Consider the following 21,960-nt stretch of genomic DNA (forward strand, 5'->3'; position numbering starts at 1 on the left):
CCCGGCGGGCGCGGCTACCGTCGCCGGATCGTTTCCCAGCTGGATCCCGTGATGCCCAAAGCAAAGTCCGCCGCGCTCGCCGCCGGCCTGGCGATGGCCTGCCTTTCCGCCCTCCCCGCCCCGGCACGCGCCGACGAAGGCATGTGGATGCCCTCGCAGCTGCCGCAGCTGGCGGAAGCCCTGCGCCAGGCCGGTTACGCCGGCGATCCGGCGGGCCTGGCCGACCTCACAGCCGCGCCGCTCAACGCGGTGGTGCGCGCCGGTGGCGGTACCGGCGCCTTCGTATCGGCCGATGGCCTGGTGCTGACCAACCACCACGTCGCCTTCGGCGTGATCCAGTACAACTCCACGCCCGAGCGCAACCTGATCGACGCCGGCTACGTCGCAGCCGACCGCGGCGCCGAGCTGCCGGCCAATCCGGACTTCCGCGTGCTGGTGACGGTCGGCTTCGACAAGGTCACCGACCAGGTCCTGGCCGGCACCCGCGGCCGTCGCGGACGCGCCTACCAGGAAGCGGTCGAGGCGGCGGGCAAGCACATCGTCGCCGAATGCGAGCGCGAGCCGGGCATCCGCTGCAGCATCGCCAGCATGTACGCCGGCAGCGACTTCTACCGCATCCGCCAGCTGGAACTGCGCGACCTGCGCCTGGTGTACGCGCCGCCGCGCAGCATCGGCAACTACGGCGACGAGATCGACAACTTCATGTGGCCGCGCCACACGGGCGACTTCACCATCCTGCGCGCCTACGTCGGCAAGGACGGCAAGCCGGCTGCGTACTCGCCGGACAACGTGCCCTACAACCCGCCCTCGCACCTGCAGGTATCGGCCACCGGGCCGAAGGCCGGCGACTTCGCCATGCTCGCCGGCTACCCGGGCGTGACCTACCGCCACCGCACCGCGGCCGAGTTCGCCCGCCAGGTGGAATGGACCCTGCCCGCGCGCGTGGAGGTGTTCGACGCGCTGATCGGGGTGATCGAGCAGGCCGGCCGCGGGGATGCCAGCGCACGCACGCTGTACGCATCGCAGCTGCAGTCGCTGAAGAACAAGCGCAAGCGTGCCGCCGGCGAACTGGAGGGCCTGCGCCGCAGCGATGCGGTGCGCCAGCGCGCCGCGGACGAGGAAGCGATGCTCGCGTCCGCCCCGCGTGCCGATACCCGCGACATCGCGGCCCTGGCCGAGGTGCTGGAGCGCGACGCCGCGGTGCGCGAGCGCGAGCTGCTGCTGGCGCTGGCGACCTCGCAGACCCAGCTGCTGCGCTCGGCCCTGGTGCTGGAGCGCCTGCGCATCGAGTCGAAGAAGCCCGATGCGGCACGCGAGTCCGGCTACCAGGCCCGCGACCTGGCGCTGATCGAAGGCCAGCTGCGACAGGTGCAGCGCCGCTACCACCCGGAGGTGGAGAAGGCCCTGCTGCGCGAGCTGCTCGGCCGCTACCAGCAGCTGCCCGACGCCCAGCGCGTGCCGGAGTTCGACGCCGCCTTCGGCCACACGCCGGAGGCGCTGGCGCAGGCGCTGGATGCGCTCTACGCCGGCACCGGCCTGGGCGAGGAGCAGGCCCGCCTGGCCGCGTTCGCCGCCGCGCGCGAAGGCAAGGCGCTGCCGGCCGATCCGCTGTTGGCACTGGCCGCGCGCCTGGTGCCGGCGCAGCTGCGCCTGGAGGAAGCGCGCAAGGCCAGCGAAGGCGAACAGCTGCGCCTGCGCCCGGCCTCCATGCGCGCCCTCGCCGCCTGGCGCAAGGCGCAGGGCCGCGCCCTGTATCCGGACGCCAACGGCACCCTGCGCGTCAGCTACGGCCGGCTCGAGCCGCTGCAACCGCGCGACGCGGTGAGCTACGCCCCGGTCACCACCGTGGCCGGCATCGTCGAGAAGCACACCGGCCGGGCGCCGTTCGACGCGCCGCAACCGCTGCTGGACGCGATCGCCGCCGGCGACTTCGGCCACACCGCCGATCCGGAGCTGGGCACGCAGACGGTGGATTTCCTCACCAACCTCGACACCACCGGCGGCAACTCCGGCTCGCCGGTGCTCAACGCCCGCGGCGAGCTGATCGGCCTGAACTTCGACAGCAACTGGGAAGCGGTCAGTGCCAGCTGGTGGTTCGACCCGCGCTACAAGCGCGCGGTGCACGTGGACATGCGCTACATGCGCTGGCTGATGGAGAAGGTCTATCCTGCGCCGCACGTGCTGCAGGAAATGGGGCTGTAAGCCCAGCCACCTCCCTGTCGGCGCGTCCACGTGCCGACAGGAAGGCCGCATGCACAAGCTGTTGCTTTGCACGATGCTCGGGCTGGCCATCGCCGGCCCGGCCATGGCGGACGACACCGCCGCCCCCGCGGACAACCCGCGCCTGGCGGCGATCTACGCGGCCGACCAGGCCGCCCGCGGCCGCGACGACCTCGACTGGGACGCCCAGCGCGAGCAGGACCGCGCCCACCGCGCCGAGGTGCTGTCGCTGCTGCGCGCCGGACAGCTGCGCACGGCCCCACCGACTATTTCCGCGCCGGCATCCTGTTCCAGCACGGCGAAAGCGACGACGACTACCGCACGGCGCTGGCCCTGGCGGAGGTTTCGGCAACCCTGGACCCGCAGCGCCACGCCGCGCGCTGGCTGACCGCCGCGGCCTGGGACCGGTTGCTGCTGCACCGCGGCCGGCCGCAGTGGTACGGCACCCAGTACCAGGCCGGAAAGGACGGAGGACTGGAGCTTTCCCCGGTGGACGAGGACGCGGTCGACGACGCCGAGCGGCTGCGCATGGGCGTGCCCACGCTGGCCGAAGCACGTGCCCGCGCGGCGGCGATGGGCGGCGACTGAGCCGGATCGGGGACCGCGCGCGCGCCGCTTGTCAACGGCTTACATCGCCGGCGGCACGGGGCGACAATCGGTTTTCCGATTCGTTCCTCGCGAAAACCGCAGTCCATGACCGAGATTTCCCCCGCGCTCGCGCGCAAGATCGCCCAGACCATCGCCGAGGAGATCGGCGCGCAGACGCAGCAGGTGCAGGCCGCCGTCGCGCTGCTCGACGAGGGCGCGACCGTGCCGTTCATCGCGCGCTACCGCAAGGAAGTGACCGGCGGCCTGGACGACACCCAGCTGCGCAACCTCGAGGTGCGCCTGGGCTACCTGCGCGAGATGGAGGACCGCCGCGCCGCGATCCTCGCCAGCATCGCCGAGCAGGGCAAGCTGACCGACGAGCTGCGCGCAGAGATCGAGGCCGCCGACAGCAAGTCGCGCCTGGAGGACCTGTACCTGCCGTACAAGCCCAAGCGCCGCACCCGCGCCCAGATCGCGCGCGAGGCCGGGCTGGAGCCGCTGGCCGACGGCCTGCTGGAAGATCCCGGGCGGGTGCCCGAGGAATTCGCCGCGCAGTTCGTCGACGCCGACAAGGGCGTGGCCGATGCCAAGGCCGCGCTGGAGGGCGCGCGCGCGATCCTGATCGAACGCTGGGGCGAGGATGCGGCCCTGCTGGGCGAGCTGCGTTCCTGGCTGGAAGCCAATGGCCAGATCCGCTCCAAGGTGGTCGAGGGCAAGGAAGCCGCGGGTGAGAAGTACCGCGACTACTTCGACCATGCCGAGCCACTGGCGAAGATCCCCTCGCACCGCCTGCTGGCGCTGTTCCGCGGCCGCCGCGAGGAGTTCCTGCAGCTGGACCTGGAGCCCGGCACCGACATCGAGGCCGGCCATGCCTATGCCGAAGCGCGCATCGCGCGCCATGCGGGCATCAGCGACCAGGGCCGTCCCGCCGATGCCTGGCTGCGCAATGCCTGCCGGCTGGCGTGGCGCGCCAAGATCCACCTGCACCTGCTGCTGGACCTGTTCAACCAGGCGCGCGAGAAGGCCGAGGCCGAGGCGATCGCCGTGTTCGGCGACAACCTAAAGGACCTGTTGCTGGCCGCGCCCGCCGGCCCGAAGGCGGTGCTGGGCCTGGACCCGGGCCTGCGCACCGGCGTGAAGGTCGCGGTGGTCGATCCCACCGGCAAGCTGGTGGCTACCGACACCATTTATCCGCACGAGCCCAGGCGGCAGTGGGACCAGTCGCTGGCCACGCTGAAGAAGCTGTGCGTGGCCCATGGCGTGCAGCTGATCGCGATCGGCAACGGCACCGCCTCGCGCGAGACCGACAAGCTGGCCGGAGAGCTGCTCAAGCTGGCGCCGGAACTGAAGATGCAGAAGATCGTGGTCAGCGAGGCCGGCGCCTCGGTGTACTCGGCCTCCGAGCTGGCGGCCAGGGAGTTCCCGAACCTGGACGTGTCGCTGCGTGGCGCGGTGTCGATCGCGCGTCGCCTGCAGGATCCGCTGGCGGAGCTGGTGAAGATCGAACCCAAGGCGATTGGTGTCGGCCAGTACCAGCATGACGTGGACCAGTTCCGCCTGGCGCGCGCACTGGACGCCAAGGTCGAGGACTGCGTGAACGCGGTCGGCGTGGACGTGAACACCGCCTCGGCGGCGCTGCTGGCGCGCGTGTCCGGCCTGAGCCCGACCGTCGCCGAGAACATCGTCGGCTACCGCGACCAGAACGGTGCCTTCCCCACGCGCAAGGCGCTGCTGAAGGTGCCGCGCCTGGGCGAGAAGACCTTCGAGCAGTGCGCCGGCTTCCTGCGCATCAGCAACGGCGAGCAGCCGCTGGACGCCTCGGCGGTGCACCCGGAGGCCTATCCGGTGGTCGAACGGATCCTTGCCGGCAGCGGCCGCGAGGTGAAGCAGATCATCGGCGACACCGCCTTCCTGCGTTCGCTCAAGCCCGAGCAGTTCACCGACGAGAAGTTCGGCGTGCCGACCGTGCGCGACATCCTCAAGGAGCTGGAGAAGCCCGGCCGCGACCCGCGCCCGGAGTTCAAGGCGGCCAAGTTCGCCGACGGCGTGGAGGACATCAAGGACCTGCGCCCCGGCATGGTCCTGGAAGGCGTGGTCAGCAACGTCGCCGCGTTCGGCGCGTTCGTGGACATCGGCGTGCACCAGGACGGCCTGGTCCATATCTCCGCGCTGTCCGAGCGCTACGTGAAGGATCCGCGCGACGTGGTGAAGGCCGGCGACATCGTCAAGGTGAAGGTGCTGGAGTTGGACGTGGCGCGAAAGCGCATCGCCCTGACCTGCCGCCTCAGCGACGAGCCGGGCCAGGCCAGCGCGCGCGACGCGCGTGGCGGCGACCGCGACCAGCGCAACGGCCCGCGCGGCGGCGATCGCGGTGGCCGTGGCGGCAACCCGGCGCGTGCGCCTCAGCAGGCCGCGCCGTTCAACAGCGCCATGGCCGATGCGCTGAAGAACCTGCGCCGCGGCTGAGCAGGCCGGCAGCAGCGACCAACGAGGGGCCGGCATCGCCGGCCCTTCTTTTTTGCAGATGGCTATCCGCGTACCGGTGGCGTCGGGGGACTACTCGGCCCACTCCAGGTCCGTGGTGAAGGCGATGGTGAGCCAGCGCTGGTGCGGGTCCCCACCAATGCGATCACCGATGCGGTCGCGCAGCCGGTCCCATGACTCCAGCGTGCGCGGTGGCAGGCCCGGCGGCACGATGAAGTGCAGCTCGATCTGGCGGCCACGCCCGACCCGGGCCACGTAGGCGCGGAAGTCGAGGAAGCCCTCCTCGTCCACCACCTGGCGCGCGACCTCGTCCACGTGCAGGCGCAGGTCCTGCGGAGTCACCAGCAGGATGTCCTCCAGTGCGCGGCGGATCGTGCCCAGCGGCAACGGCAGGATCAGCAGGCACACCAGCGCCAGCACGCCCGGATCGATGTAGGGCGTCCAGCGCTCCAGCGGCGTGCCCTGCAGCATGCCGCCCATGGCGAACGCCAGCAGCAGCGCGGTGGTGATCGCGCCGGACATCATCCAGGCCTTCGCATCCAGCGCCACCAGCTGGGACTTCAGGCGGCGGTTCGCGCGCAGCTGGTAGACCGACATCACGATGCAGGCCACCAGGGTGACGCCGGCATACAGCATGGCGTGGCCGAAGTGCAGCACGCGGCCACCCTCGATGAAGCTGTGCACCGCGTTGATCAGGGCGTACAGCACCGCGCTGGTGAGCATCAGCCCGCTGCAGGCCAGGACCATCGGCTCCAGGTGCCAGAAGCCCATGCTGAAGTGCTCGACCAGGCGCCGGTTCTGCGGCCCGCCGGCATCGGCCGCGGCGATCAGCCGCGCCACCAGCAGGGTGATCACCGTCATCAGCACGTCCACCAGCGAGTACACGCCATCGAAGACGATGGCGAAGGAACGGGACAGCAGGCCGAACACGATCCCCAGCGCCGCGACCAGCAGGGTCACACCGATGGAAACGGCCAGCACCGTCTGCTCGCTGGGACCAGCCTGGACCTGCCGTGGCGGAAGTGGCGACGACGACATGGCGTCGAGGTTAACGCGGCGGCCGCGTCCGCGCATGCGGCACGACCCGGCAGCCCCCCATCGCGAAGCGCCGGAGAGGCCACGACGGAAGCAGGCCTGGGGAAGCCGGAGCGGAAATCGGCCGCGCCCGGCAACCCGGGCGAACCGCTCAGGCTTCTTCGGCCGCCTTGCGGAACTCGTCGTAGGCGGCCTGGGCATTGGCGGCATACATCAGCGACGGCCCCCCGCCCATGTAGACCGCCACGCCCAGCATCTCGCGGAACTCCTCCGGTGTGGCGCCCAGGCGCACCAGCGCCTTGGCGTGGAAGCCGAGGCAGCCGTCGCAGCGGTTGGCCACGCCGATGGCCATGGCGATCAGTTCCTTGGTCTTCTCGTCCAGCGCGCCGGGCGCCATCGCCGCCTTGGCCAGCGCGCTAAAGCCCTGCATCACGTCGGCATTGTGGGTGCGCAGCGCGGTGAGGTTGCGCGAGATGTCACGGGTCAGTTCGGTGTAGTTGGCGGCGTTCATGCTGGCCTCCGGCAGTAGGATGTGCAGCGAGAATATTAGTGATTGCTAAATTAGGCAATACTCATATACTGGCCGCATGAGCCCAGCCATCACCCGCAAGGACCTCGCCTTCATGCAGCAAGGCGCCGCCGAGGCGGCCGCCATGCTGCGCACGCTCGGCCACGAGCAGCGCCTGCTGGTGCTGTGCCTGCTGGTCGGCCATGGCGAGCTGGGCGTTGGGCAGCTGCTGGAGCAGGTGGACCTGAGCCAGTCGGCGCTGTCGCAGCACCTGGCGCGGATGCGCGCCGACGGCCTGGTCGACTGCCGGCGCGAAGGCCAGGCCGTCTACTACCGCATCGCCGATCCGCGCGTGGCCACGCTGGTGGGCGCGCTCAAGTCCGTGTTCTGCCCCTGAGGGATTCCCCATGAAAACCGTCGATGCCCGCACCGCCCGTTCGCTGCTGGAACAGGGCGCATTGCTGGTCGATATCCGCGCGCCGGACGAACATGCGCGCGAACGCATCAGCGGCGCCTGCTGCGTTCCGCTGGACCGGCTTCAGGCCGCGCCGCAGCTGCGCGACACCGCCGCCAGCACCGTGGTCTTCCACTGCCGCTCCGGCATGCGTACCCGGGCCAATGCCGCCGCGCTGGAAGCCGCGGCCGGCGGTCGCGAGGTCCTGCTGCTGGACGGTGGCATCAATGCGTGGAAACAGGCCGGGCTGCCAGTGGTGCGCGAAGCCGGGGCGCCGCTGGAACTGAACCGCCAGGTGCAGATCGCCGTGGGCGTGCTGCTGCTGGCCGGCAGCACGCTGGCGGCGACGGTCTCGCCCTGGTTCCTGCTGCTGACCGGCTTCCTCGGCGCCGGCCTGCTGTTTGCCGGCGTGTCCGGCTTCTGCGGCCTGGCCCACGTGCTGCTGCGCATGCCATGGAACCGGGCGATGCGCGCCTGAACCACGGCGTGCGGCGTCCGGGTTATTCGGCTGCCGGCACCCGCAGGTCCTCGACCACCGTGCCCCAGGTGGTGATTTCCTCGTCATGCGGCAGGTCGCGGAAGGTTTCGGCCAGCGCCTGCTCGTACCACTGCCGCATCGGCTCCAGCTGCAGCAGGCGCTGCGCGTAGGCTTCCGCCTGCGGGTCCGCCAGCGACAGGCCGTAGCCCTGCAGGCGGAACGCCACCGGCGCGAAGAACGCATCGACCGCGGTGAACGCCGCACCGGCCAGGAACGGACCGCCGAAGCGCGCCAGGCCTTCGGCCCACAGCGTGGAGATGCGGTCGAGATCGCGCTGCAGCGCCGGCGGATGCTCGTGCAGGCGGATGCGCTGGCCGCAGGTCATGGAACAGCGCGTGCGCAGTTCGCCGAAGCCGGCATGCATCTCGCTGGCGGCGCTGCGCGCCCAGGCGCGGGCCAGCGGGTCCTGCGGCCACACGCCGGGATGGCGCTCGCCCAGGTATTCGACGATCGCCAGCGATTCCCACACCGTCGTATCGCCGTCCACCAGCAGCGGCACCTTGCCGCTGGGCGACAGCGCGCGGAAGCGCTCCCATGCGGCCACGTCGTGGAACGGCACCATCCGTTCCTCGAACGGGATGTCGAGCATCCGCAGCAGCAGCCATGGCCGCAGCGACCAGGACGAGTAGTTCCGGTTGGCGATATGCAGGATGTACATCGGCACGCTCCTTCGCGCCGCCGGGCGACGGCGTACCCGCCGATCATACGGCCCGCCGCGGGCGGGGCAGCGCGGCTCAGGCCACGCGGCTGCGGCGCTGGCGCTCCAGGTGCACCAGCAGCAGCGAAATCGCCGCCGGGGTCATGCCCGGGATGCGCTGGGCCTGGCCGATGCTCAGCGGACGCACGCGTTCGAGCTTCTGTTGCACTTCGGCCGACAGGCCGCGCACGGCGGCGTAGTCGAAGTCCTGCGGGATCGGCGTGGACTCGTGCCGGCGCTGGCGCTCGATCTCCTCACGCTGGCGGTCCAGGTAGCCGGCGTACTTGACCCCGATCTGCACCTGTTCGGCGACCTGGGCATCGTCCACCGCCGGGCCCAGCGCGGGAACGCGCATCAGCGCGGCGTAGTCCAGCTCGGGGCGCTTGAGCAGGTCCAGGGCATTGGTCTCGCGGCTCACCGCCACGCCCAGCACCTGCTCGACCTCGCGGCCGACGGCATTGGCCGGGGTGGCCCAAAGCGCGCGCAGGCGCGCGGTCTCGCGTTCGATCGCCTCGCGCTTGTCGCAGAAGCGCGCCCAGCGCGCGTCATCGACCAGGCCCAGCTGGCGGCCGGTTTCGGTCAGGCGCAGGTCGGCATTGTCCTCCCGCAGCTGCAGCCGGTATTCGGCACGGCTGGTGAACATGCGGTAGGGCTCGCTGGTGCCGTGGGTGATCAGGTCGTCGACCAGCACGCCCAGGTAGGCCTCGTCGCGGCGCGGCGACCAGCCGTCCTGGCCGCGCACGTGGCGGGCGGCGTTGATGCCGGCCAGCAGGCCCTGCGCCGCGGCCTCCTCGTAGCCGGTGGTGCCGTTGATCTGGCCGGCGAAGAACAGGCCCGACACCAGCCGCGTCTCCAGCGTGGGCTTGAGCCCGCGCGGATCGAAGAAGTCGTACTCGATGGCGTAGCCGGGCCGGGTGATGTGGGCGCGCTCGAAGCCGCGGATGCTGCGCACCAGTTCCAGCTGCACGTCGAACGGCAACGAGGTGGAGATGCCGTTGGGATAGATCTCCACCACGTCCAGGCCCTCGGGCTCGACGAAGATCTGGTGGCTCTCCTTCTCGGCGAAGCGCACCACCTTGTCCTCGATCGAGGGGCAGTAGCGCGGGCCGATACCCTCGATCTGGCCGGTGTACAGCGGCGAGCGGTCCAGCGCGCCACGGATGATCTCGTGGGTGCGCGCGGTGGTGTGGGTGATCCAGCACGAGACCTGGCGCGGGTGCTCCTCGACCCGGCCGAGGAAGGACATCACCGGCAGCGGATCGTCGCCGGGCTGCTCTTCCATCGCCGCGTAGTCCAGGCTGCGGCCATCGATCCGCGGCGGGGTGCCGGTCTTGAGCCGGTCGATCGCGAACGGGCGCTCGCGCAGGCGCGCGGCCAGGGTGGTCGAGGGCGGGTCGCCCATGCGCCCGGCGGCGTACGTGGTCGGGCCGATATGGACCTTGCCGGCCAGGAAGGTGCCGGCGGTCAGGACCACGGCCGGCGCCTCGAAGCGCAGCCCGGTCTGGGTGATGGCGCCGCGCACGGCATCCCCGTCGATGACCAGGTCATCCACTGCCGCCTGGAACACGGTCAGGTGGGGCTGGTTCTCGACCATGCGCCGGATCGCCGACCGGTACAGGCCACGGTCGGCCTGGCAGCGGGTGGCGCGCACCGCCGGGCCCTTGGAGGCGTTGAGGGTGCGCCACTGGATGCCGGCCAGGTCGGCGGCGTGGGCCATGGCCCCGCCCAGGGCGTCGATCTCCTTGACCAGGTGGCCCTTGCCTATGCCGCCGATGGCCGGGTTGCAGCTCATCGCGCCCACGGTCTCGATGTTGTGGGTCAGCAGCAGGGTGCGGGCGCCCGAGCGGGCCGAGGCCAGGGCGGCCTCGGTGCCGGCGTGGCCGCCGCCGATGACGATGACGTCGTACTGGTGGAAGGAGGACATGGGGTCGTTCCCACCGCTGGGGGTCCCTGCCGGGTCCCGGGCGCAGCGGCGATTTTCGGCTGGGGCCTAAAGTTTGGCACGCTTCGTGCGGATATACCGATGTGCACCCATCACGGCAGAGCGTCGGGGGGCGCTCCGACCGGAATTGGAACAGGGGCCGGTCACGTGCGCGATGGGGAAGCCTGGGGCCGGTAGTCGGGGGACTACCGGCCCCGTTTTTTTTCCCGTATCCGCCTGGACCACGCAAACACAGGCTTTCCGGGGTCCCAGGACGGTTTCGGCGCCCCTCAACGGCGCAGCCCGGCGCAAGGCCGGGCTGCTTGTAAAGGTGCCGACGTCCGGCAGGGCCGGAACAGGGGGGATCCAGATTTCCCTGCCGGACATCGACATAGGGTGGCCGGACGGGTCAGAAGCTGACGCGGCCGGTCAGTAACCCCGCTAGCTTGCCGGGCCGGGCGGGGCAAACGCAAGGGTATTTTCAGCGCTCGAACGTGCGACGCGTCGCACTCCGGGCAGGACGATCCGAGCGTACCGACGGTACAGGACGCGGTGAGGCCTCCCTGGTCCGGATCGGCGCCGGGCTGGTGGTGGTGGCCGGACGCGGACGGAATTCGGGCGAAGGCTGACGCGCAGGGGCGCTATCTGACGAAGCCGGGCGCGGCGCCGGCTGCGGATTGGCCACGGGGCGGCCCCGGAACTCATGCTGGACCGGGCCCGACTCGATGCGGGCCTCCCCGCGCGGCCCCTTGACCCGGCGCCACCGCTCCAGGTCCCGCCAGGGCGCGCCCTCGCGGGGGCGATCGGCGTGATTGCCGTGCCCGGGCCCCTTTTCCGGCGGCCGGTGGGTGCCGCCCACATGGCCGGGCCGCACCGGGGGCCGGTACGGGATGCCGTGGTAGTGGTAGGCCGGGTAGGCCGGATAGCCCCAGTAGCCCGGATAGCCGTAGCGGACGCCCAGCGAGACGCCGGGCGTGTAGCCGTAATAGGGATAGCCGTACCCGTGGTAGTGGTACTCGGTGACCGCCGCTCCACTGTAGTAGCCACCGCCATAGCCACCGCCGCCCACGTAGTCGTAGGTGGCGCATCCGGACAGCGCGAGGGCACACGCCACTCCGGCCAGCGTCCTCAGTTTCATGGCAGTCCCCTGTTTCGGTATGACCGCAGCTTCGGTGCCGCGCTTTGAATCCGTGCTTAACCCATCCGGCGGAAAAACGCGATCGGTCCTCCAGCAGGGGGCGGGCGACGGAGGCGTTCAGTTAACCTTGCCCCATGGCCCAGCTGCCCGCCGCCGCCGAGGTGTTCGTCGCCGCCGCTCGCATCGCGGGCCGGGCGACGGTCACCCCGGTACTGCGTTCGCGCACGCTCGACGCCGAGGCAGGCTGCAGCCTGTTCCTGAAGGCCGAGCACCTGCAGCGCAGCGGCGCGTTCAAGTTCCGCGGCGCCTGCAACGCAGTCTCGGCCCTGGACAGGGAGGCCGCGGCACGCGGCGTGGTCACCCATTCCTCCGGCAACCACGGCGCGGCCCTGGCCCTGGCCTCCCGCGAACGCGGCATCCCCTGCCACGTGGTCGTGCCCGAGGGCGCGGTCGGCGCCAAGCTCGCGAACATCAGCCGGCATGGCGCGACCCTGTGGCGCTGCGCGCCTACCCAAGCCGCGCGCGAGGCCACCTGCGCCGATGTCCCTGCCCGGACCGGGGCGACCATCGTCCACCCCTACGAGGATGGCCACGTCATCGCCGGCCAGGGCACCGCGGTGCTGGAGCTGCTGGACCAGGCCGGCGGCCTGGACGTGCTGGTGGTCCCGGTGGGCGGCGGTGGACTGGCCGCCGGAAGCGGCCTGGCGCTGGCCGCGGCAGGCAACGGTTGCCGTCTGCTGCTGGCCGAGCCGGCCGGCGCCGCGGACACCGCCTACGCCCTGCGGCATGGCGCCCCCCCGGACGACTTCGCCCCCGACACCTTCTGCGACGGGCTGCGCGCCCGCCTCGGCCAGCCCAACCTGGCCCTGCTGCGCGAGGCCGGCGCCGAGGTGGTGGTGGTCGAAGACGCGGCCACGCTCGCGGCGATGCGCATGGCCTGGCAGGTACTCAAGCAGACCATCGAGCCATCCTCGGCGGTCGCGTTGGCCGCGGTCCTGGCGCACGCACCCTCGCTCGCCGGCCAACGGGTGGGCGTGATCCTCACCGGCGGCAACGTCGACCTGGAGGCCCTGCCTTGGCTCGCATGAGATCGGGGCGACACCGCCGCAACGGCGGATTCGGCCGCTGGATGTGGCGCGCCATGCTGCTGGTCCTGGCCTGGCTGGCCTGCGTCGCCGGCTGGATCGTCTGGATCGGCCACCGCGACGACGCCCAACCGGCCGATGCGATCATCGTGCTCGGCGCGGCTGCCTACGACGCCCGGCCTTCGCCCGTGTTCGAGGAGCGGATCCGCCACGGCCTGAACCTGTACCGCGCCGGCTACGCCCCGGTGCTGCTGTTCACCGGCGGCTACGGCACCGGCGCGCGCTTCGCCGAATCCCAGGTGGCGCAGCGCTACGCGATGCGCCAGGGCATCCCCGAGGACGCGATCCTGATCGAGACCTCCTCGCGCACCACGCTGCAGAACCTGGTGGAAGCCCGCGAGCTGATGCGCGAGCGCAGGCTGCGGCGCGCGATCATCGTCAGCGATCCGCTGCACATGGCGCGCGCGTTGCGCCTGTGCCGGCAACTGGGGATCGAGGCGACCGGCTCGCCGACCCCGAGCACGCGCTTCCGCAGCTTCCAGACCCAGTGGAAGTTCCTGCTGCAGGAGGTCTACTTCTTCCACCGCGACCTGGTGGCACGCGTGGCCTGACGCGCGCCTTATCATGCGCGCCCCTTCCCGTCCGGACCGCACATGAGCACCGACAACACCCCGCAGTCCCGCGCCATCGCGCTGGTCACCGCCTATTACGACGCGTTCAACCGTGGCGACCGCCAGGCCATGCTGGCGCTGCTGGCCGACGACGTCGTCCACGACCTCAACCAGGGCCCGCGCGAATCCGGCCGCGAGGCCTTCGCCGCCTTCATGCAGCGCATGGACGCCAGCTACCGCGAGCGGCTGGAGGACATCGTGGTGCTGGCCTCGGCCGACGGCATGCGCGCGGCTGCCGAGTACGTGGTCCACGGCCAGTACCTGAAGGACGACGAGGGCCTGCCGCCGGCCAACGGCCAGGCCTACGTGCTGCCGGGCGGCGCGTTCTTCGACATCCGCGACGGCCGCATCGCCCGGGTGACCAACTACTACAACCTGCAGGACTGGATCGCGCAGGTGGGCTAGGAGCCGGGATTGGGGATTCGGGATTCGGGATTCGGGATTGGGGATTCGTGATTCGTGATCGGGCGTAGCGCGTAGCCCGGATAAGGCCGCAGGCCGCATCCGGGATGGGCGATCAGGAAGATGCGTCGATCCCCCGACCCTTTCCCTACCCCCTCTCCCAGGGGGGAACCCCGGGTGCGCTCCGCTTACCCGGGCTACGCGGCTAGGAGCCGGGATTGGGGATTCGTGATCGGGCGTAGCGCGTAGCCCGGATAAGGCCGCAGGCCGCATCCGGGGTGGACGATCAGGAAGATGCGTCGGTCCCCGACCCTTTCCCTGCCCCCCTCGCCCAGGGGGAGGGGAGAACCCGGGTGCGCTCCGCTTACCCGGGCTACGCGGCTAGGAGCCGGGATTGGGGATTCGTGATTCGTGATCGGGCGTAGCGCGTAGCCCGGATAAGGCCGCAGGCCGCATCCGGGGTGGACGATCAGGAAGATGCGTCGGTCCCCGACCCTTTCCCTGCTCTCCACTCCCAAGGGGAGGGGGGAACCCGGGTGCGCTCCGCTTACCCGGGCTACGCGGCTACGCGGCTACGCGGTGAGAGCAGGCGTGTAGCCCGGATAAGGCCGCAGCGCGTAGCCCGGATAAGCGAAGCGCATCCGGGGCTTTGCGCACGGCGGAGTGCTGGCCGTGCAGGCGTACCGACCCCCAGCCCCTCCCCGTTGCGGGAAGGGCGCCACGCGCCTCAGGGATTGCGGCGGCGGATGGGGATGGAGGAAACGGGGACGGCGGCGATCTCGTGGCCGCCCTGGCGGATCGGGGCGCCCGGGTCCGGCGCCCAGGCCTGGGCGTAGATCACTTCCCAGGTGCTGGGCAGGCGGCCGTCGGCATCGCGCAGCGGTTCGTAGGCCTCGGCGGCCGCGGCGAAGCGCGCACGACCGGTCAGGCTGCGCCGGCGCGAGGCCAGCGCGTTGGTCGCGCCCATCGCGCGCAGTTCGCGCATCATCGCCGGCAGGCCGGTGTAGGTCAGGGTGAACAGGTCGCGGTCCAGCACCGGATCGCGGAAGCCGGCCTGCATCAGCGCATCGCCGAATCCGGAGATCGAGGCGAACGGACTGACGTGGGGTGCATCGTCGGCAGCAGCGAAAGCCTCGCGCAGCTCGACCAGGGTCTCCGGGCCGAAGCTGGAGCACAGCAGCAGGCCACCGGGCTTGAGCACGCGGCGGAAGCCGGCGAACACCGCCGGCAGGTCCTCGATCCACTGCAGGCACAGGTTGGAGAAGATCACGTCGACGCTGCCATCGGCCAGCGGCAGCGCGCGCGCGTCGGCGCACACGCGCGGGAACGGCTTCCACCAGCCAGCCTGGCGCCGCGCCTGGCGCAGCATCGGCAGGGCCAGGTCCATGGCGATGACCTGCGCCTTCGGCCAGCGCTTGCGCATCGCGGCGGTGGCGTGGCCGGTGCCGCTGCCCAGGTCCAGGATCACCTGCGGCACCTTGTCGTCGAGATAGACGAGCGACTCGAGCAGGCGCGAGCGCACCTCCGCCTGCAGGGCGGCGGCATCGTCGTAGCCGGCGGCAGCGCGCGAGAACGCGCGGCGCACCTGGCGGGGGTCGAATACGGGATCCATCGGCGGGACGCGGCTCAGGGGCCGGTATTGTCGGCGAAAGCCAGCAGTTCCGCCGCCACCGCTTCGACGTGCCCGAGGAACGGTGCGTGCGCGGCGCCGGGCAGTTCGACGAAGCGCGATCCCGGCGCCCGCTCGGCCGCCGCGGCCATGCCGGCCGGGTTGACCAGGCGGTCGCGGCGTCCGGCCAGCCACAGGCTGGGCACGGATAGCGACGGCAGGCTGCGGCGCAGGTCGGTGGATTCCAGCAGTTCCAGGCCGGCGTGCAGCGCCTCCGGGCGCGGACGGCCGCGGGAGTGCAGCAGGGCGTTCAGGGACTTCAGCTCTTCGCGTCCGTGCTCCGAGCCCAGCGTGTCCAGGGCGACGAAGCGCCCCAGGGTGCCGTCGTAGTCCTCTTCCAGGCTGCGCGCGAACTGTTCGAACACCGACGGCTCCACCGCGTGCGGCCAGTCGGGCGCGCGCACGAAACGCGGCGTCGCCGCGATCATCACCAGCCCGCGCACGGTCGGCAGCGAGGCGGCGGCGCGCAGCGCGAACAGCCCACCCAGCGACCAGCCCAGCCACAGCGCCGGCGGCACCCGCGAGGCGATCTCGCTGGCCACCGCCGCCGGCTGCAGCGGGACATCCGAATCGCGGCTGTAGCCATGGCCGGGCAGGTCGACCAGGTGCAGGCGGAAGCGCGGGGCCAGGCGCTCGGCCAGGGGGCCGAACACCCCGCCGTGCAGCGCCCAGCCGTGGATCAGGACCAGGTCAGGTCCGCTGCCGAGGGTTTCAATATGCATGCGCGCATTGTCGCCGATGCCGGGCGACGTACGCCGCTCAATGGTGGCGGCGGCGGGCCGCGGCGACGCGCCGGATCAGGCGGTGCCAGAGGATGACGGCGTGGCTGCGCATCACCCGCGCGCGCCACCAGCGCACCAGCAGGGGCCGGCGCAGGTGGGCGCTGATCGATTCCTCCAGCCACTGCGGGTCGAAACGGTCCCAGACCGGCGCCACCGTGCCCAGGTTCTGCACCAGCACCGGATGCACCTCGTGGCGCAGGATGCGCTGCAGCTCCGGGAGCGAATACGGCGAGCGCGCCAGCTCCTCGGCCACCCGGGCCAGCACTTCCACGTCGACGTCCGTGTCCAGGTACAGCTCGGACATCGCCTCCCACACCCGCCGGCGTTCCGGCGTTGGCGCGGTCGTGTTCACGCCACCGCTTCGCGTCCGCTGTCGACGCGGTCGCGCGCCTCGGCGATCGCAGCGAGCAGCCCCTGCACCTGCTGCGGGGTGTGCAGGGCCGAGAGGGTCACGCGCAGGCGCGAGCCGCCTTCGGGCACCGTGGGCGGCCGGATCGCGGTGACCATGAAGCCGGCGCGCTCGATCGCGGCGGACATGGCCAGTGCATTGGCCTCGCTGCCGCAGAGGATCGGCTGGATCGGCGTGGTCGACGGGGTCAGCTCCAGGCCAAAGCGGCTGGCGCCCTCGCGGAACTGCGCGACCAGCTCGCGCAGGCGCTCGCGCCGCCAGTCGTCGCGGCGGGCCAGCTTCAGCGCCGCCAGCGAAGCGGCCGCCAGGGCCGGCGGCAGCGCCGTGGTGTAGATGTAGGGACGCGCGGTGCCGGCCAGGTGCTCGATCAGGTCGGCGTCGCCGGCCACCACGGCACCGTAGCCGCCCAGGGCCTTGCCCAGGGTGACCAGCTGCAGCGGCACGTCGGCCACGCCCAGGCCGGCGTCGGCCACGCTGCCGCGCCCCTGCGGGCCGAGCACGCCGGCGCCGTGGGCATCGTCCACGTAGAACAGGGCTTCGCTGGTGCGGGCGACCAGGGCCAGCGAACGCAGCGGGGCAATGTCGCCGTCCATGCTGAAGACGCCGTCGGTCGCCAGCATCGCCGCGCCTTCGCCGGTGCCGCGCAGCTGGCGCATGGCGCCTTCGGCGTCCAGGTGCGGATAGCGGCGCAGGCGCGCGCCGGCCAGGCGGGTGGCATCGATCAGGCTGGCGTGGTTGAGGCGGTCCTGCACGCAGACGTCGCCGTCCTCGAGCAGGGCCTGCTGCACCGCCAGGTTGGCGACGAAACCGCTGCCGAACAGCAGCGCGCGTGGCACGCCCAGCCACTCGGCGACCTCGCGCTCGAGCTGCTCGTGAAGGGCGTGGTGCCCGCACACCAGGTGCGAGGCGGTGGCGCCGGTGCCCTCGCGGGCAGCGGCGTCCTGCAACGCGGCGCCGACCTCGAACTGCGAGGCCAGGCCCAGGTAGTCGTTGCCGCAGAAGCCGGTCAGCCACTGCCCATCCACCTCCAGCCGTACCCCGTCGCGACGGGTGACGACGCGGCGCTTGCGCAGGCGGCCCTGCGAGGCGCGAAGGCTGTGACTGCTCTGGATGCGTTCGAGGATGTCGATGCGGCCCATGGTTCCCTTGTCTTCCCCCCGGGGAAGCACTGCCTGCGAGAACCGCATCCTACCCCCTAGGCGGATAGCGGCTCGATGATGTGCGCATGCACGGTAGCGCCACCGTCCGTGCTTGTTCCGTGATGATCTTCACATACGGCAAGGGGCATTGCATACAGGCCCAGCCGGGCGAAGAGCGCCTGGTCGCGCTCCGCGGCGGGGTTGGCGGTGGTCAGCAGCTGCTCGCCATAGAAGATCGAGTTGGCGCCGGCCATGAAGCACATGGCCTGCAGTTCGTCGGACATGGATTCGCGACCCGCCGACAGGCGCACCATCGAGCGCGGCATCGCGATGCGGGCCACGGCGATGGTGCGGACGAACTCGAACGGGTCCAGCTCGGCGGTGCCCGCCAGCGGCGTGCCCGGCACCTGGACCAGGCGGTTGATCGGCACCGAGTCCGGATGCGCCGGCAGGTTGGCCAGGGCCTGCAGCAGGCCGGCGCGCTGTTCGCGGGTCTCGCCCATGCCGACGATTCCGCCGCAGCAGGTCTTCAGGCCCGCGTCGCGGACGTGGCCCAGGGTGTCCAGGCGGTCCTGGTAGTCGCGGGTGTGGATCACGTCGCCGTAGAACTCCGGGGCGGTATCCAGGTTGTGGTTGTAGTAGTCCAGCCCGGCCTCGCGCAGGGCACGGGCCTGTTCCGGCGAAAGCATGCCCAGGGTCGCGCAGGTCTCCAGGCCCAGCGCCTTCACTCCGGCGATCATCGCCGCCACCTTGGGGATGTCGCGGTCCTTGGGGCTGCGCCAGGCCGCGCCCATGCAGAAGCGCGAGGCCCCGGCCGCCTTGGCCTGGCGGGCCTTCTCCAGCACCTGTTCGGTGTCCATCAGCTTCGTGGCCTGGACCCCGGTGTGGTAGCGCTGGGCCTGCGGGCAGTAGCCGCAGTCCTCGGGGCAGCCGCCGGTCTTGACCGACAGGAGGGTCGAAACCTGCACCTGCGCCGGGTCGAAGTGTTCACGGTGGACGCTGGCGGCGCGGTACAGCAGCTCCGGCAGCGGCAGGTCGAACAGGGCGAGCAGTTCCTCGCGGCGCCAGTCGTGGCGGATTTCCGAAGGCATTGGGCGATGTTTCCTGACGGCGGCGGCAAACGAAGGCGGGCAGTCTGGAAATCCACCCCGCGCCTGTCAACCCGAAGATGCACATTACGGTTTACAAGTCCCTCGCCGGCGCATGGCGCGCCCTCCCCGGCCGGATCTGCGCCGCCCTGCTCCCGCCCCGCTGCCTGTTGTGCGGGGAGCCGGGCTCCGGCGGCCACGACCTTTGCGCCGCCTGCCGCCGTTCCCTGCCACGCAACCACTGCGCCTGCCCGCGCTGCGCGATCCCGCTCGCGGTCCCCGGTACCTGCGGCCGTTGCCTGCGCCGCGAGCCCCTGATGCATGCCAGCCGCGCCGCCTTCGTCTACGCGCCTCCGGTCGACCAGCTCCTCACCCGCTACAAGTTCCCCAACGACCTGGCCGCCGGCCGCCTGCTGGCGACGCTGATGCTGGATTCGCTGGCCGACGCCCCGCGGCCGCAGGCGCTGGTGCCGGTGCCCCTGCACCGCAGCAGGCTGCGCCGGCGCGGCTACGACCAGGCCCTGGAACTGGCACGGCCGCTGGCGCGCGCGCTTGGCGTGCCGCTGGCGCCGGGCCTGCTGGAACGGCGGCGGCGGACCGGGGCGCAGTCCGAGCTGGGCGCCATGGCGCGCCGGCGCAACCTGCGCGGCGCCTTCCACGTACCCCCGGGGCGCGACGTCCCGTCGCACGTCGCCCTGGTGGACGACGTCATGACCACCGGCGCGACCGTGCAGGCGGCGGCACTGGCACTGCGCCGCGCCGGCGTGGAACGGGTCGATGCCTGGGTCTGCGCACGCACGCCGTAGGGCCGGCCCAGGGCGCAGGGGGACGGCGGGACACGCCGTGGGCGGCCCCTCTCCGCCCCGCGGGCCTCGCCGGCGAGCGCCCCATGCACGATCATCCGCGGTGACGCAGCCGCGCCCTCACCTTGCCCATCACCTCCGGAGACCACGCATGACGGAAGCCCAGCCCGGGCCCGGTCCGCTCCCGGACTTCCGCTCCCGCGAGTTCCTGCTCGGCCACGTGCGCGACACGATGGCCTTCTACCACCCGCGCTGCATCGATCCGGACGGCGGCTTCTTCCACTTCTTCCGCGACGACGGCGAGGTCTACGACCGCCACACCCGGCACCTGGTCAGCAGCACGCGCTTCGTCTTCAACTACGCGATGGCCTTCCAGGCCTTCGGCGATCCGGCCTACCGCGAGGCGGTGAGGCACGGCGTGGACTTCCTGCGCGACGCCCACCGCAATCCGCGGACCGGCGGCTATGCCTGGGTGCTCCACGACCGCCAGGTGGCCGACGCCACCAACCACTGTTACGGCCTGGCCTTCGTGGTGCTGGCCTATGCGAAGGCGCTGGAGGCCGGTTTCGACCAGGCACGCGACTGGATCGCCGAGACCTGGGACCTGATGGAACGCCACTTCTGGGAGCCGGCGCACGGGCTGTACGCCGACGAGGCCGACGCAGGCTGGAGCGTCTCGCCCTACCGCGGCCAGAACGCGAACATGCACGCCTGCGAGGCCTGGCTGGCGGCGTACGAGGCCACCGGCGAGGCACGCTACCTGGAGCGTGCAGCCACCCTGGCCACGAACATGACCCGGCGCCAGGCCGCGCTGGCAGGCGGGCTGGTGTGGGAGCACTACCACGCCGACTGGAGCGTGGACTGGGACTACAACCGTGGCGACCGCAGCAACATCTTCCGGCCGTGGGGGTTCCAGCCCGGGCACCAGACCGAGTGGGCCAAACTGCTGCTGATCCTCGACCGTCACGCACCGGCGGACTGGCACCTGCCGCGCGCACGCGAGCTGTTCGACCGCGCGGTGGCGATGGCCTGGGATCCGGTGCACGGCGGCCTGGTCTACGGCAACGATCCGGATGGCGCGGTGTACGACGCCGACAAGTACTTCTGGGTGCAGGCCGAGTCGCTGGCCACCGCCGCGCTGCTGGCGCAGCGCACCGGCGACGCGCGCTACCGGGAGTGGTACGACCGCCTGTGGGCCTACAGCTGGACCCACTTCATCGACCACCGGCACGGCGCCTGGTACCGCATCCTCGGTCCGGACAATTCCAAACTCGACCACGAGAAGAGCCCGGCCGGCAAGACCGACTACCACACCATGGGCGCGTGCTACGAAGTGCTGCGGGTGCTGTAAGCGGTCTTCAGCCGCGCGCGAGCAGCGCCTCCACTTCCTGCCGCGTCGGCGCATGCGCGCCGGCGCGGGTGCAGGCCGCGGCGGCGGTGGCGGCGGCAAAGCGCGCGTGCTCGCTTAGCGGGGCGTCCGGACGCAGCAGGCGGCTGGCAAGGAAACCACCAATGCAGGCATCACCGGCGCCCACGGTGTCCACCACCTCCACCGCGAATGCCGGCTGGGTGAACCGCTCCCCGCCGGCGTACGCATCCATGCCCGCACCGCCGCGGGTATAGAGCAGCACCGCCGCAGGTGCCAGCGCGCGCACCCGCTCCAGCGCCGCATCGGCCTCGAGCGCCGGATAGATGTGGCGCAGGTCCTCGTCGGAGATCTTCAGCACCGCCGCGCGCGCGGCCAGCCGCTCGAACAGCGGCGGGGAATCCCCGCCCATCCGGGTGCGGCCGTGGGGGTCGAAGCTGACCGGGACGCCCGCATCGGCCAGGCGCAGCGCCAGCGCCACCAGGCGTTCGCCCAGCGGCTGCCGGACCAGGCTGATGCAGCCGAAGTGGACGAACTGGCAGGCCGCTTCCCAGCCGGCCGGCAGCGCCGCCTCGTCGAAGGCCAGGTCGGCCGCATTCTCGCCGAGGAAGAAGTAGCGCGGCGGATCAATCTGGTGGACCACGGCCAGCAACGGCGGACGCGGCACCACCTGCAGGAAGCGCGGATCCAGCCCGGCTTCGCGCGACAGCTCCGCGAGGCGCGCACCGAACAGGTCGTCGCTCACGGCGCCGCCCCAGCCGGTTTCCCCGCCCAGCGTCGCCGCCACCCGCGCCACGTTCCAGCAGGCCCCGCCGGCGATGCTGCGCCAGCTGTCCTCGCCGGTGCGGACCAGGTCGGTAAGGGCTTCGCCGAACACGACAAGGCGGGGCAGGCCGGTTGGGGTCATCGCAAGGCTTCGTCTGGCGGGGTGGCTGCCGGGCACGCGCCATGCCCGGCAGGAAG

At 71.7% G+C, this 21,960-nt stretch carries 22 protein-coding genes; 11 read left to right on the forward strand and 11 right to left on the reverse strand.

Going from position 1 to position 21,960, the window contains the following annotated elements; genetic code table 11:
- The first annotated feature begins 51 nt into the window (after positions 1-51).
- The 4 genes from CSC68_RS13140 (at position 52) to CSC68_RS13155 (ending at position 5,274) form a co-directional block, all read left to right on the forward strand.
- Positions 52-2,202: a S46 family peptidase gene (locus CSC68_RS13140; RefSeq protein ID WP_162204013.1), complete on the forward strand. Its 2,151-nt coding sequence runs from the start codon at positions 52-54 to the stop codon at positions 2,200-2,202.
- Positions 2,203-2,251: 49 nt separating this feature from the next.
- Positions 2,252-2,608, forward strand: coding sequence for a hypothetical protein (locus tag CSC68_RS13145; protein ID WP_162204015.1), 357 nt, complete (start codon positions 2,252-2,254; stop codon positions 2,606-2,608).
- Between the two features lie 20 nt (positions 2,609-2,628).
- Positions 2,629-2,808: a DUF6624 domain-containing protein gene (locus CSC68_RS13150; protein ID WP_162204017.1), complete on the forward strand. Its 180-nt coding sequence runs from the start codon at positions 2,629-2,631 to the stop codon at positions 2,806-2,808.
- A gap of 105 nt (positions 2,809-2,913) precedes the next feature.
- Entirely contained in the window at positions 2,914-5,274 is a 2,361-nt protein-coding gene (locus tag CSC68_RS13155; RefSeq protein WP_162204019.1) for a Tex family protein, read from the forward strand.
- 90 nt (positions 5,275-5,364) lie between these two features.
- Here the strand turns inward: CSC68_RS13155 and CSC68_RS13160 are convergent, their stop codons facing one another.
- A complete protein-coding gene (locus CSC68_RS13160) occupies positions 5,365-6,330 on the reverse strand; it encodes a cation diffusion facilitator family transporter (protein WP_162204021.1) in 966 nt (321 codons plus the stop codon).
- Positions 6,331-6,478: 148 nt separating this feature from the next.
- The gene (locus CSC68_RS13165; RefSeq protein WP_162204023.1) at positions 6,479-6,838 is read right to left on the reverse strand and encodes a carboxymuconolactone decarboxylase family protein; all 360 of its coding nucleotides are present in this window, start codon (positions 6,836-6,838) and stop codon (positions 6,479-6,481) included.
- Between the two features lie 76 nt (positions 6,839-6,914).
- On the opposite strand from CSC68_RS13165, the gene CSC68_RS13170 reads away from it, so the two are divergent.
- Positions 6,915-7,232 carry an ArsR/SmtB family transcription factor gene (locus CSC68_RS13170; RefSeq protein ID WP_125111953.1) on the forward strand — a complete coding sequence of 106 codons (318 nt, stop codon included), beginning with the start codon at positions 6,915-6,917 and terminating at the stop codon, positions 7,230-7,232.
- Positions 7,233-7,242: 10 nt separating this feature from the next.
- Positions 7,243-7,767: a rhodanese family protein gene (locus CSC68_RS13175; protein WP_162204024.1), complete on the forward strand. Its 525-nt coding sequence runs from the start codon at positions 7,243-7,245 to the stop codon at positions 7,765-7,767.
- Between the two features lie 22 nt (positions 7,768-7,789).
- Here the strand turns inward: CSC68_RS13175 and CSC68_RS13180 are convergent, their stop codons facing one another.
- From CSC68_RS13180 to CSC68_RS13190, 3 genes are all read right to left on the reverse strand, one after another.
- The gene (locus CSC68_RS13180) at positions 7,790-8,485 is read right to left on the reverse strand and encodes a glutathione S-transferase family protein (RefSeq protein WP_162204026.1); all 696 of its coding nucleotides are present in this window, start codon (positions 8,483-8,485) and stop codon (positions 7,790-7,792) included.
- A 76-nt stretch (positions 8,486-8,561) separates the two neighbouring features.
- Complete coding sequence (gene mnmG, locus CSC68_RS13185; protein WP_162204028.1) at positions 8,562-10,448, reverse strand: tRNA uridine-5-carboxymethylaminomethyl(34) synthesis enzyme MnmG; 1,887 nt, start codon at positions 10,446-10,448, stop codon at positions 8,562-8,564.
- A gap of 478 nt (positions 10,449-10,926) precedes the next feature.
- Positions 10,927-11,583: a hypothetical protein gene (locus CSC68_RS13190; RefSeq protein ID WP_211365757.1), complete on the reverse strand. Its 657-nt coding sequence runs from the start codon at positions 11,581-11,583 to the stop codon at positions 10,927-10,929.
- A 134-nt stretch (positions 11,584-11,717) separates the two neighbouring features.
- On the opposite strand from CSC68_RS13190, the gene CSC68_RS13195 reads away from it, so the two are divergent.
- The 3 genes from CSC68_RS13195 to CSC68_RS13205 are packed head-to-tail and all read left to right on the forward strand — an operon-like array spanning position 11,718 to position 13,744.
- Positions 11,718-12,671, forward strand: a complete 954-nt coding sequence (locus CSC68_RS13195; RefSeq protein WP_162204029.1) for a pyridoxal-phosphate dependent enzyme — start codon at positions 11,718-11,720, stop codon at positions 12,669-12,671.
- Complete coding sequence (locus CSC68_RS13200; RefSeq protein WP_162204049.1) at positions 12,668-13,279, forward strand: YdcF family protein; 612 nt, start codon at positions 12,668-12,670, stop codon at positions 13,277-13,279. Before CSC68_RS13195 ends, CSC68_RS13200 begins: the two co-directional genes overlap by 4 nt.
- Before the next feature lie 42 nt (positions 13,280-13,321).
- The gene (locus CSC68_RS13205; RefSeq protein WP_162204031.1) at positions 13,322-13,744 is read left to right on the forward strand and encodes a ketosteroid isomerase-related protein; all 423 of its coding nucleotides are present in this window, start codon (positions 13,322-13,324) and stop codon (positions 13,742-13,744) included.
- 724 nt (positions 13,745-14,468) lie between these two features.
- On the opposite strand, the gene bioC is transcribed toward CSC68_RS13205, so the two are convergent.
- From bioC to bioB, 5 genes are read right to left on the reverse strand one after another with little or no spacing between them, the layout of a single operon-like run.
- The gene (gene bioC, locus CSC68_RS13210) at positions 14,469-15,353 is read right to left on the reverse strand and encodes a malonyl-ACP O-methyltransferase BioC (protein WP_162204032.1); all 885 of its coding nucleotides are present in this window, start codon (positions 15,351-15,353) and stop codon (positions 14,469-14,471) included.
- Positions 15,354-15,367: 14 nt separating this feature from the next.
- Complete coding sequence (bioH, locus tag CSC68_RS13215) at positions 15,368-16,132, reverse strand: pimeloyl-ACP methyl ester esterase BioH (RefSeq protein ID WP_162204034.1); 765 nt, start codon at positions 16,130-16,132, stop codon at positions 15,368-15,370.
- 37 nt (positions 16,133-16,169) lie between these two features.
- Positions 16,170-16,544, reverse strand: a complete 375-nt coding sequence (locus CSC68_RS13220) for a DUF7079 family protein (protein ID WP_162204036.1) — start codon at positions 16,542-16,544, stop codon at positions 16,170-16,172.
- Entirely contained in the window at positions 16,541-17,740 is a 1,200-nt protein-coding gene (gene bioF, locus CSC68_RS13225; RefSeq protein WP_162204037.1) for an 8-amino-7-oxononanoate synthase, read from the reverse strand. Before bioF ends, CSC68_RS13220 begins: the two co-directional genes overlap by 4 nt.
- 56 nt (positions 17,741-17,796) lie before the next feature.
- Positions 17,797-18,831 carry a biotin synthase BioB gene (gene bioB / locus CSC68_RS13230; RefSeq protein WP_162204039.1) on the reverse strand — a complete coding sequence of 345 codons (1,035 nt, stop codon included), beginning with the start codon at positions 18,829-18,831 and terminating at the stop codon, positions 17,797-17,799.
- A 77-nt stretch (positions 18,832-18,908) separates the two neighbouring features.
- Here bioB and CSC68_RS13235 point away from each other — a divergent pair, with 77 nt between their 5' ends.
- Entirely contained in the window at positions 18,909-19,634 is a 726-nt protein-coding gene (locus CSC68_RS13235; protein ID WP_162204041.1) for a ComF family protein, read from the forward strand.
- Between the two features lie 148 nt (positions 19,635-19,782).
- Positions 19,783-20,982 (forward strand): AGE family epimerase/isomerase, encoded by a 1,200-nt coding sequence (locus CSC68_RS13240; protein ID WP_162204042.1) that lies wholly within the window; start codon positions 19,783-19,785, stop codon positions 20,980-20,982.
- A gap of 7 nt (positions 20,983-20,989) precedes the next feature.
- Here CSC68_RS13240 and CSC68_RS13245 read toward each other — a convergent pair whose 3' ends face one another.
- On the reverse strand, positions 20,990-21,904 hold the full coding sequence (locus tag CSC68_RS13245; RefSeq protein ID WP_162204043.1) for a carbohydrate kinase family protein: 915 nt from the start codon (positions 21,902-21,904) through the stop codon (positions 20,990-20,992).
- Positions 21,905-21,960: the final 56 nt, after the last annotated feature.

The organism is Pseudoxanthomonas suwonensis (assembly GCF_010093235.1).
Classification (GTDB): Bacteria; Pseudomonadota; Gammaproteobacteria; order Xanthomonadales; family Xanthomonadaceae; genus Pseudoxanthomonas; species Pseudoxanthomonas suwonensis.

Bases quoted from the DNA above. Each gene is read 5' to 3' on its own strand.
- CSC68_RS13195 (WP_162204029.1), top strand. From the start codon at position 11,718: ATGGCCCAGCTGCCCGCCGCCGCCGAGGTGTTCGTCGCCGCCGCTCGC.
- CSC68_RS13140 (WP_162204013.1), top strand. From the start codon at position 52: ATGCCCAAAGCAAAGTCCGCCGCGCTCGCCGCCGGCCTGGCGATGGCC.
- bioC (WP_162204032.1), bottom strand. From the start codon at position 15,353: ATGGATCCCGTATTCGACCCCCGCCAGGTGCGCCGCGCGTTCTCGCGC.
- CSC68_RS13240 (WP_162204042.1), top strand. From the start codon at position 19,783: ATGACGGAAGCCCAGCCCGGGCCCGGTCCGCTCCCGGACTTCCGCTCC.
- CSC68_RS13145 (WP_162204015.1), top strand. From the start codon at position 2,252: ATGCACAAGCTGTTGCTTTGCACGATGCTCGGGCTGGCCATCGCCGGC.
- CSC68_RS13175 (WP_162204024.1), top strand. From the start codon at position 7,243: ATGAAAACCGTCGATGCCCGCACCGCCCGTTCGCTGCTGGAACAGGGC.
- bioB (WP_162204039.1), bottom strand. From the start codon at position 18,831: ATGCCTTCGGAAATCCGCCACGACTGGCGCCGCGAGGAACTGCTCGCC.
- CSC68_RS13180 (WP_162204026.1), bottom strand. From the start codon at position 8,485: ATGTACATCCTGCATATCGCCAACCGGAACTACTCGTCCTGGTCGCTG.
- CSC68_RS13160 (WP_162204021.1), bottom strand. From the start codon at position 6,330: ATGTCGTCGTCGCCACTTCCGCCACGGCAGGTCCAGGCTGGTCCCAGC.
- bioF (WP_162204037.1), bottom strand. From the start codon at position 17,740: ATGGGCCGCATCGACATCCTCGAACGCATCCAGAGCAGTCACAGCCTT.
- CSC68_RS13200 (WP_162204049.1), top strand. From the start codon at position 12,668: ATGAGATCGGGGCGACACCGCCGCAACGGCGGATTCGGCCGCTGGATG.
- CSC68_RS13165 (WP_162204023.1), bottom strand. From the start codon at position 6,838: ATGAACGCCGCCAACTACACCGAACTGACCCGTGACATCTCGCGCAAC.
- CSC68_RS13155 (WP_162204019.1), top strand. From the start codon at position 2,914: ATGACCGAGATTTCCCCCGCGCTCGCGCGCAAGATCGCCCAGACCATC.
- CSC68_RS13170 (WP_125111953.1), top strand. From the start codon at position 6,915: ATGAGCCCAGCCATCACCCGCAAGGACCTCGCCTTCATGCAGCAAGGC.
- bioH (WP_162204034.1), bottom strand. From the start codon at position 16,132: ATGCATATTGAAACCCTCGGCAGCGGACCTGACCTGGTCCTGATCCAC.
- mnmG (WP_162204028.1), bottom strand. From the start codon at position 10,448: ATGTCCTCCTTCCACCAGTACGACGTCATCGTCATCGGCGGCGGCCAC.
- CSC68_RS13190 (WP_211365757.1), bottom strand. From the start codon at position 11,583: ATGAAACTGAGGACGCTGGCCGGAGTGGCGTGTGCCCTCGCGCTGTCC.
- CSC68_RS13245 (WP_162204043.1), bottom strand. From the start codon at position 21,904: ATGACCCCAACCGGCCTGCCCCGCCTTGTCGTGTTCGGCGAAGCCCTT.
- CSC68_RS13205 (WP_162204031.1), top strand. From the start codon at position 13,322: ATGAGCACCGACAACACCCCGCAGTCCCGCGCCATCGCGCTGGTCACC.
- CSC68_RS13235 (WP_162204041.1), top strand. From the start codon at position 18,909: ATGCACATTACGGTTTACAAGTCCCTCGCCGGCGCATGGCGCGCCCTC.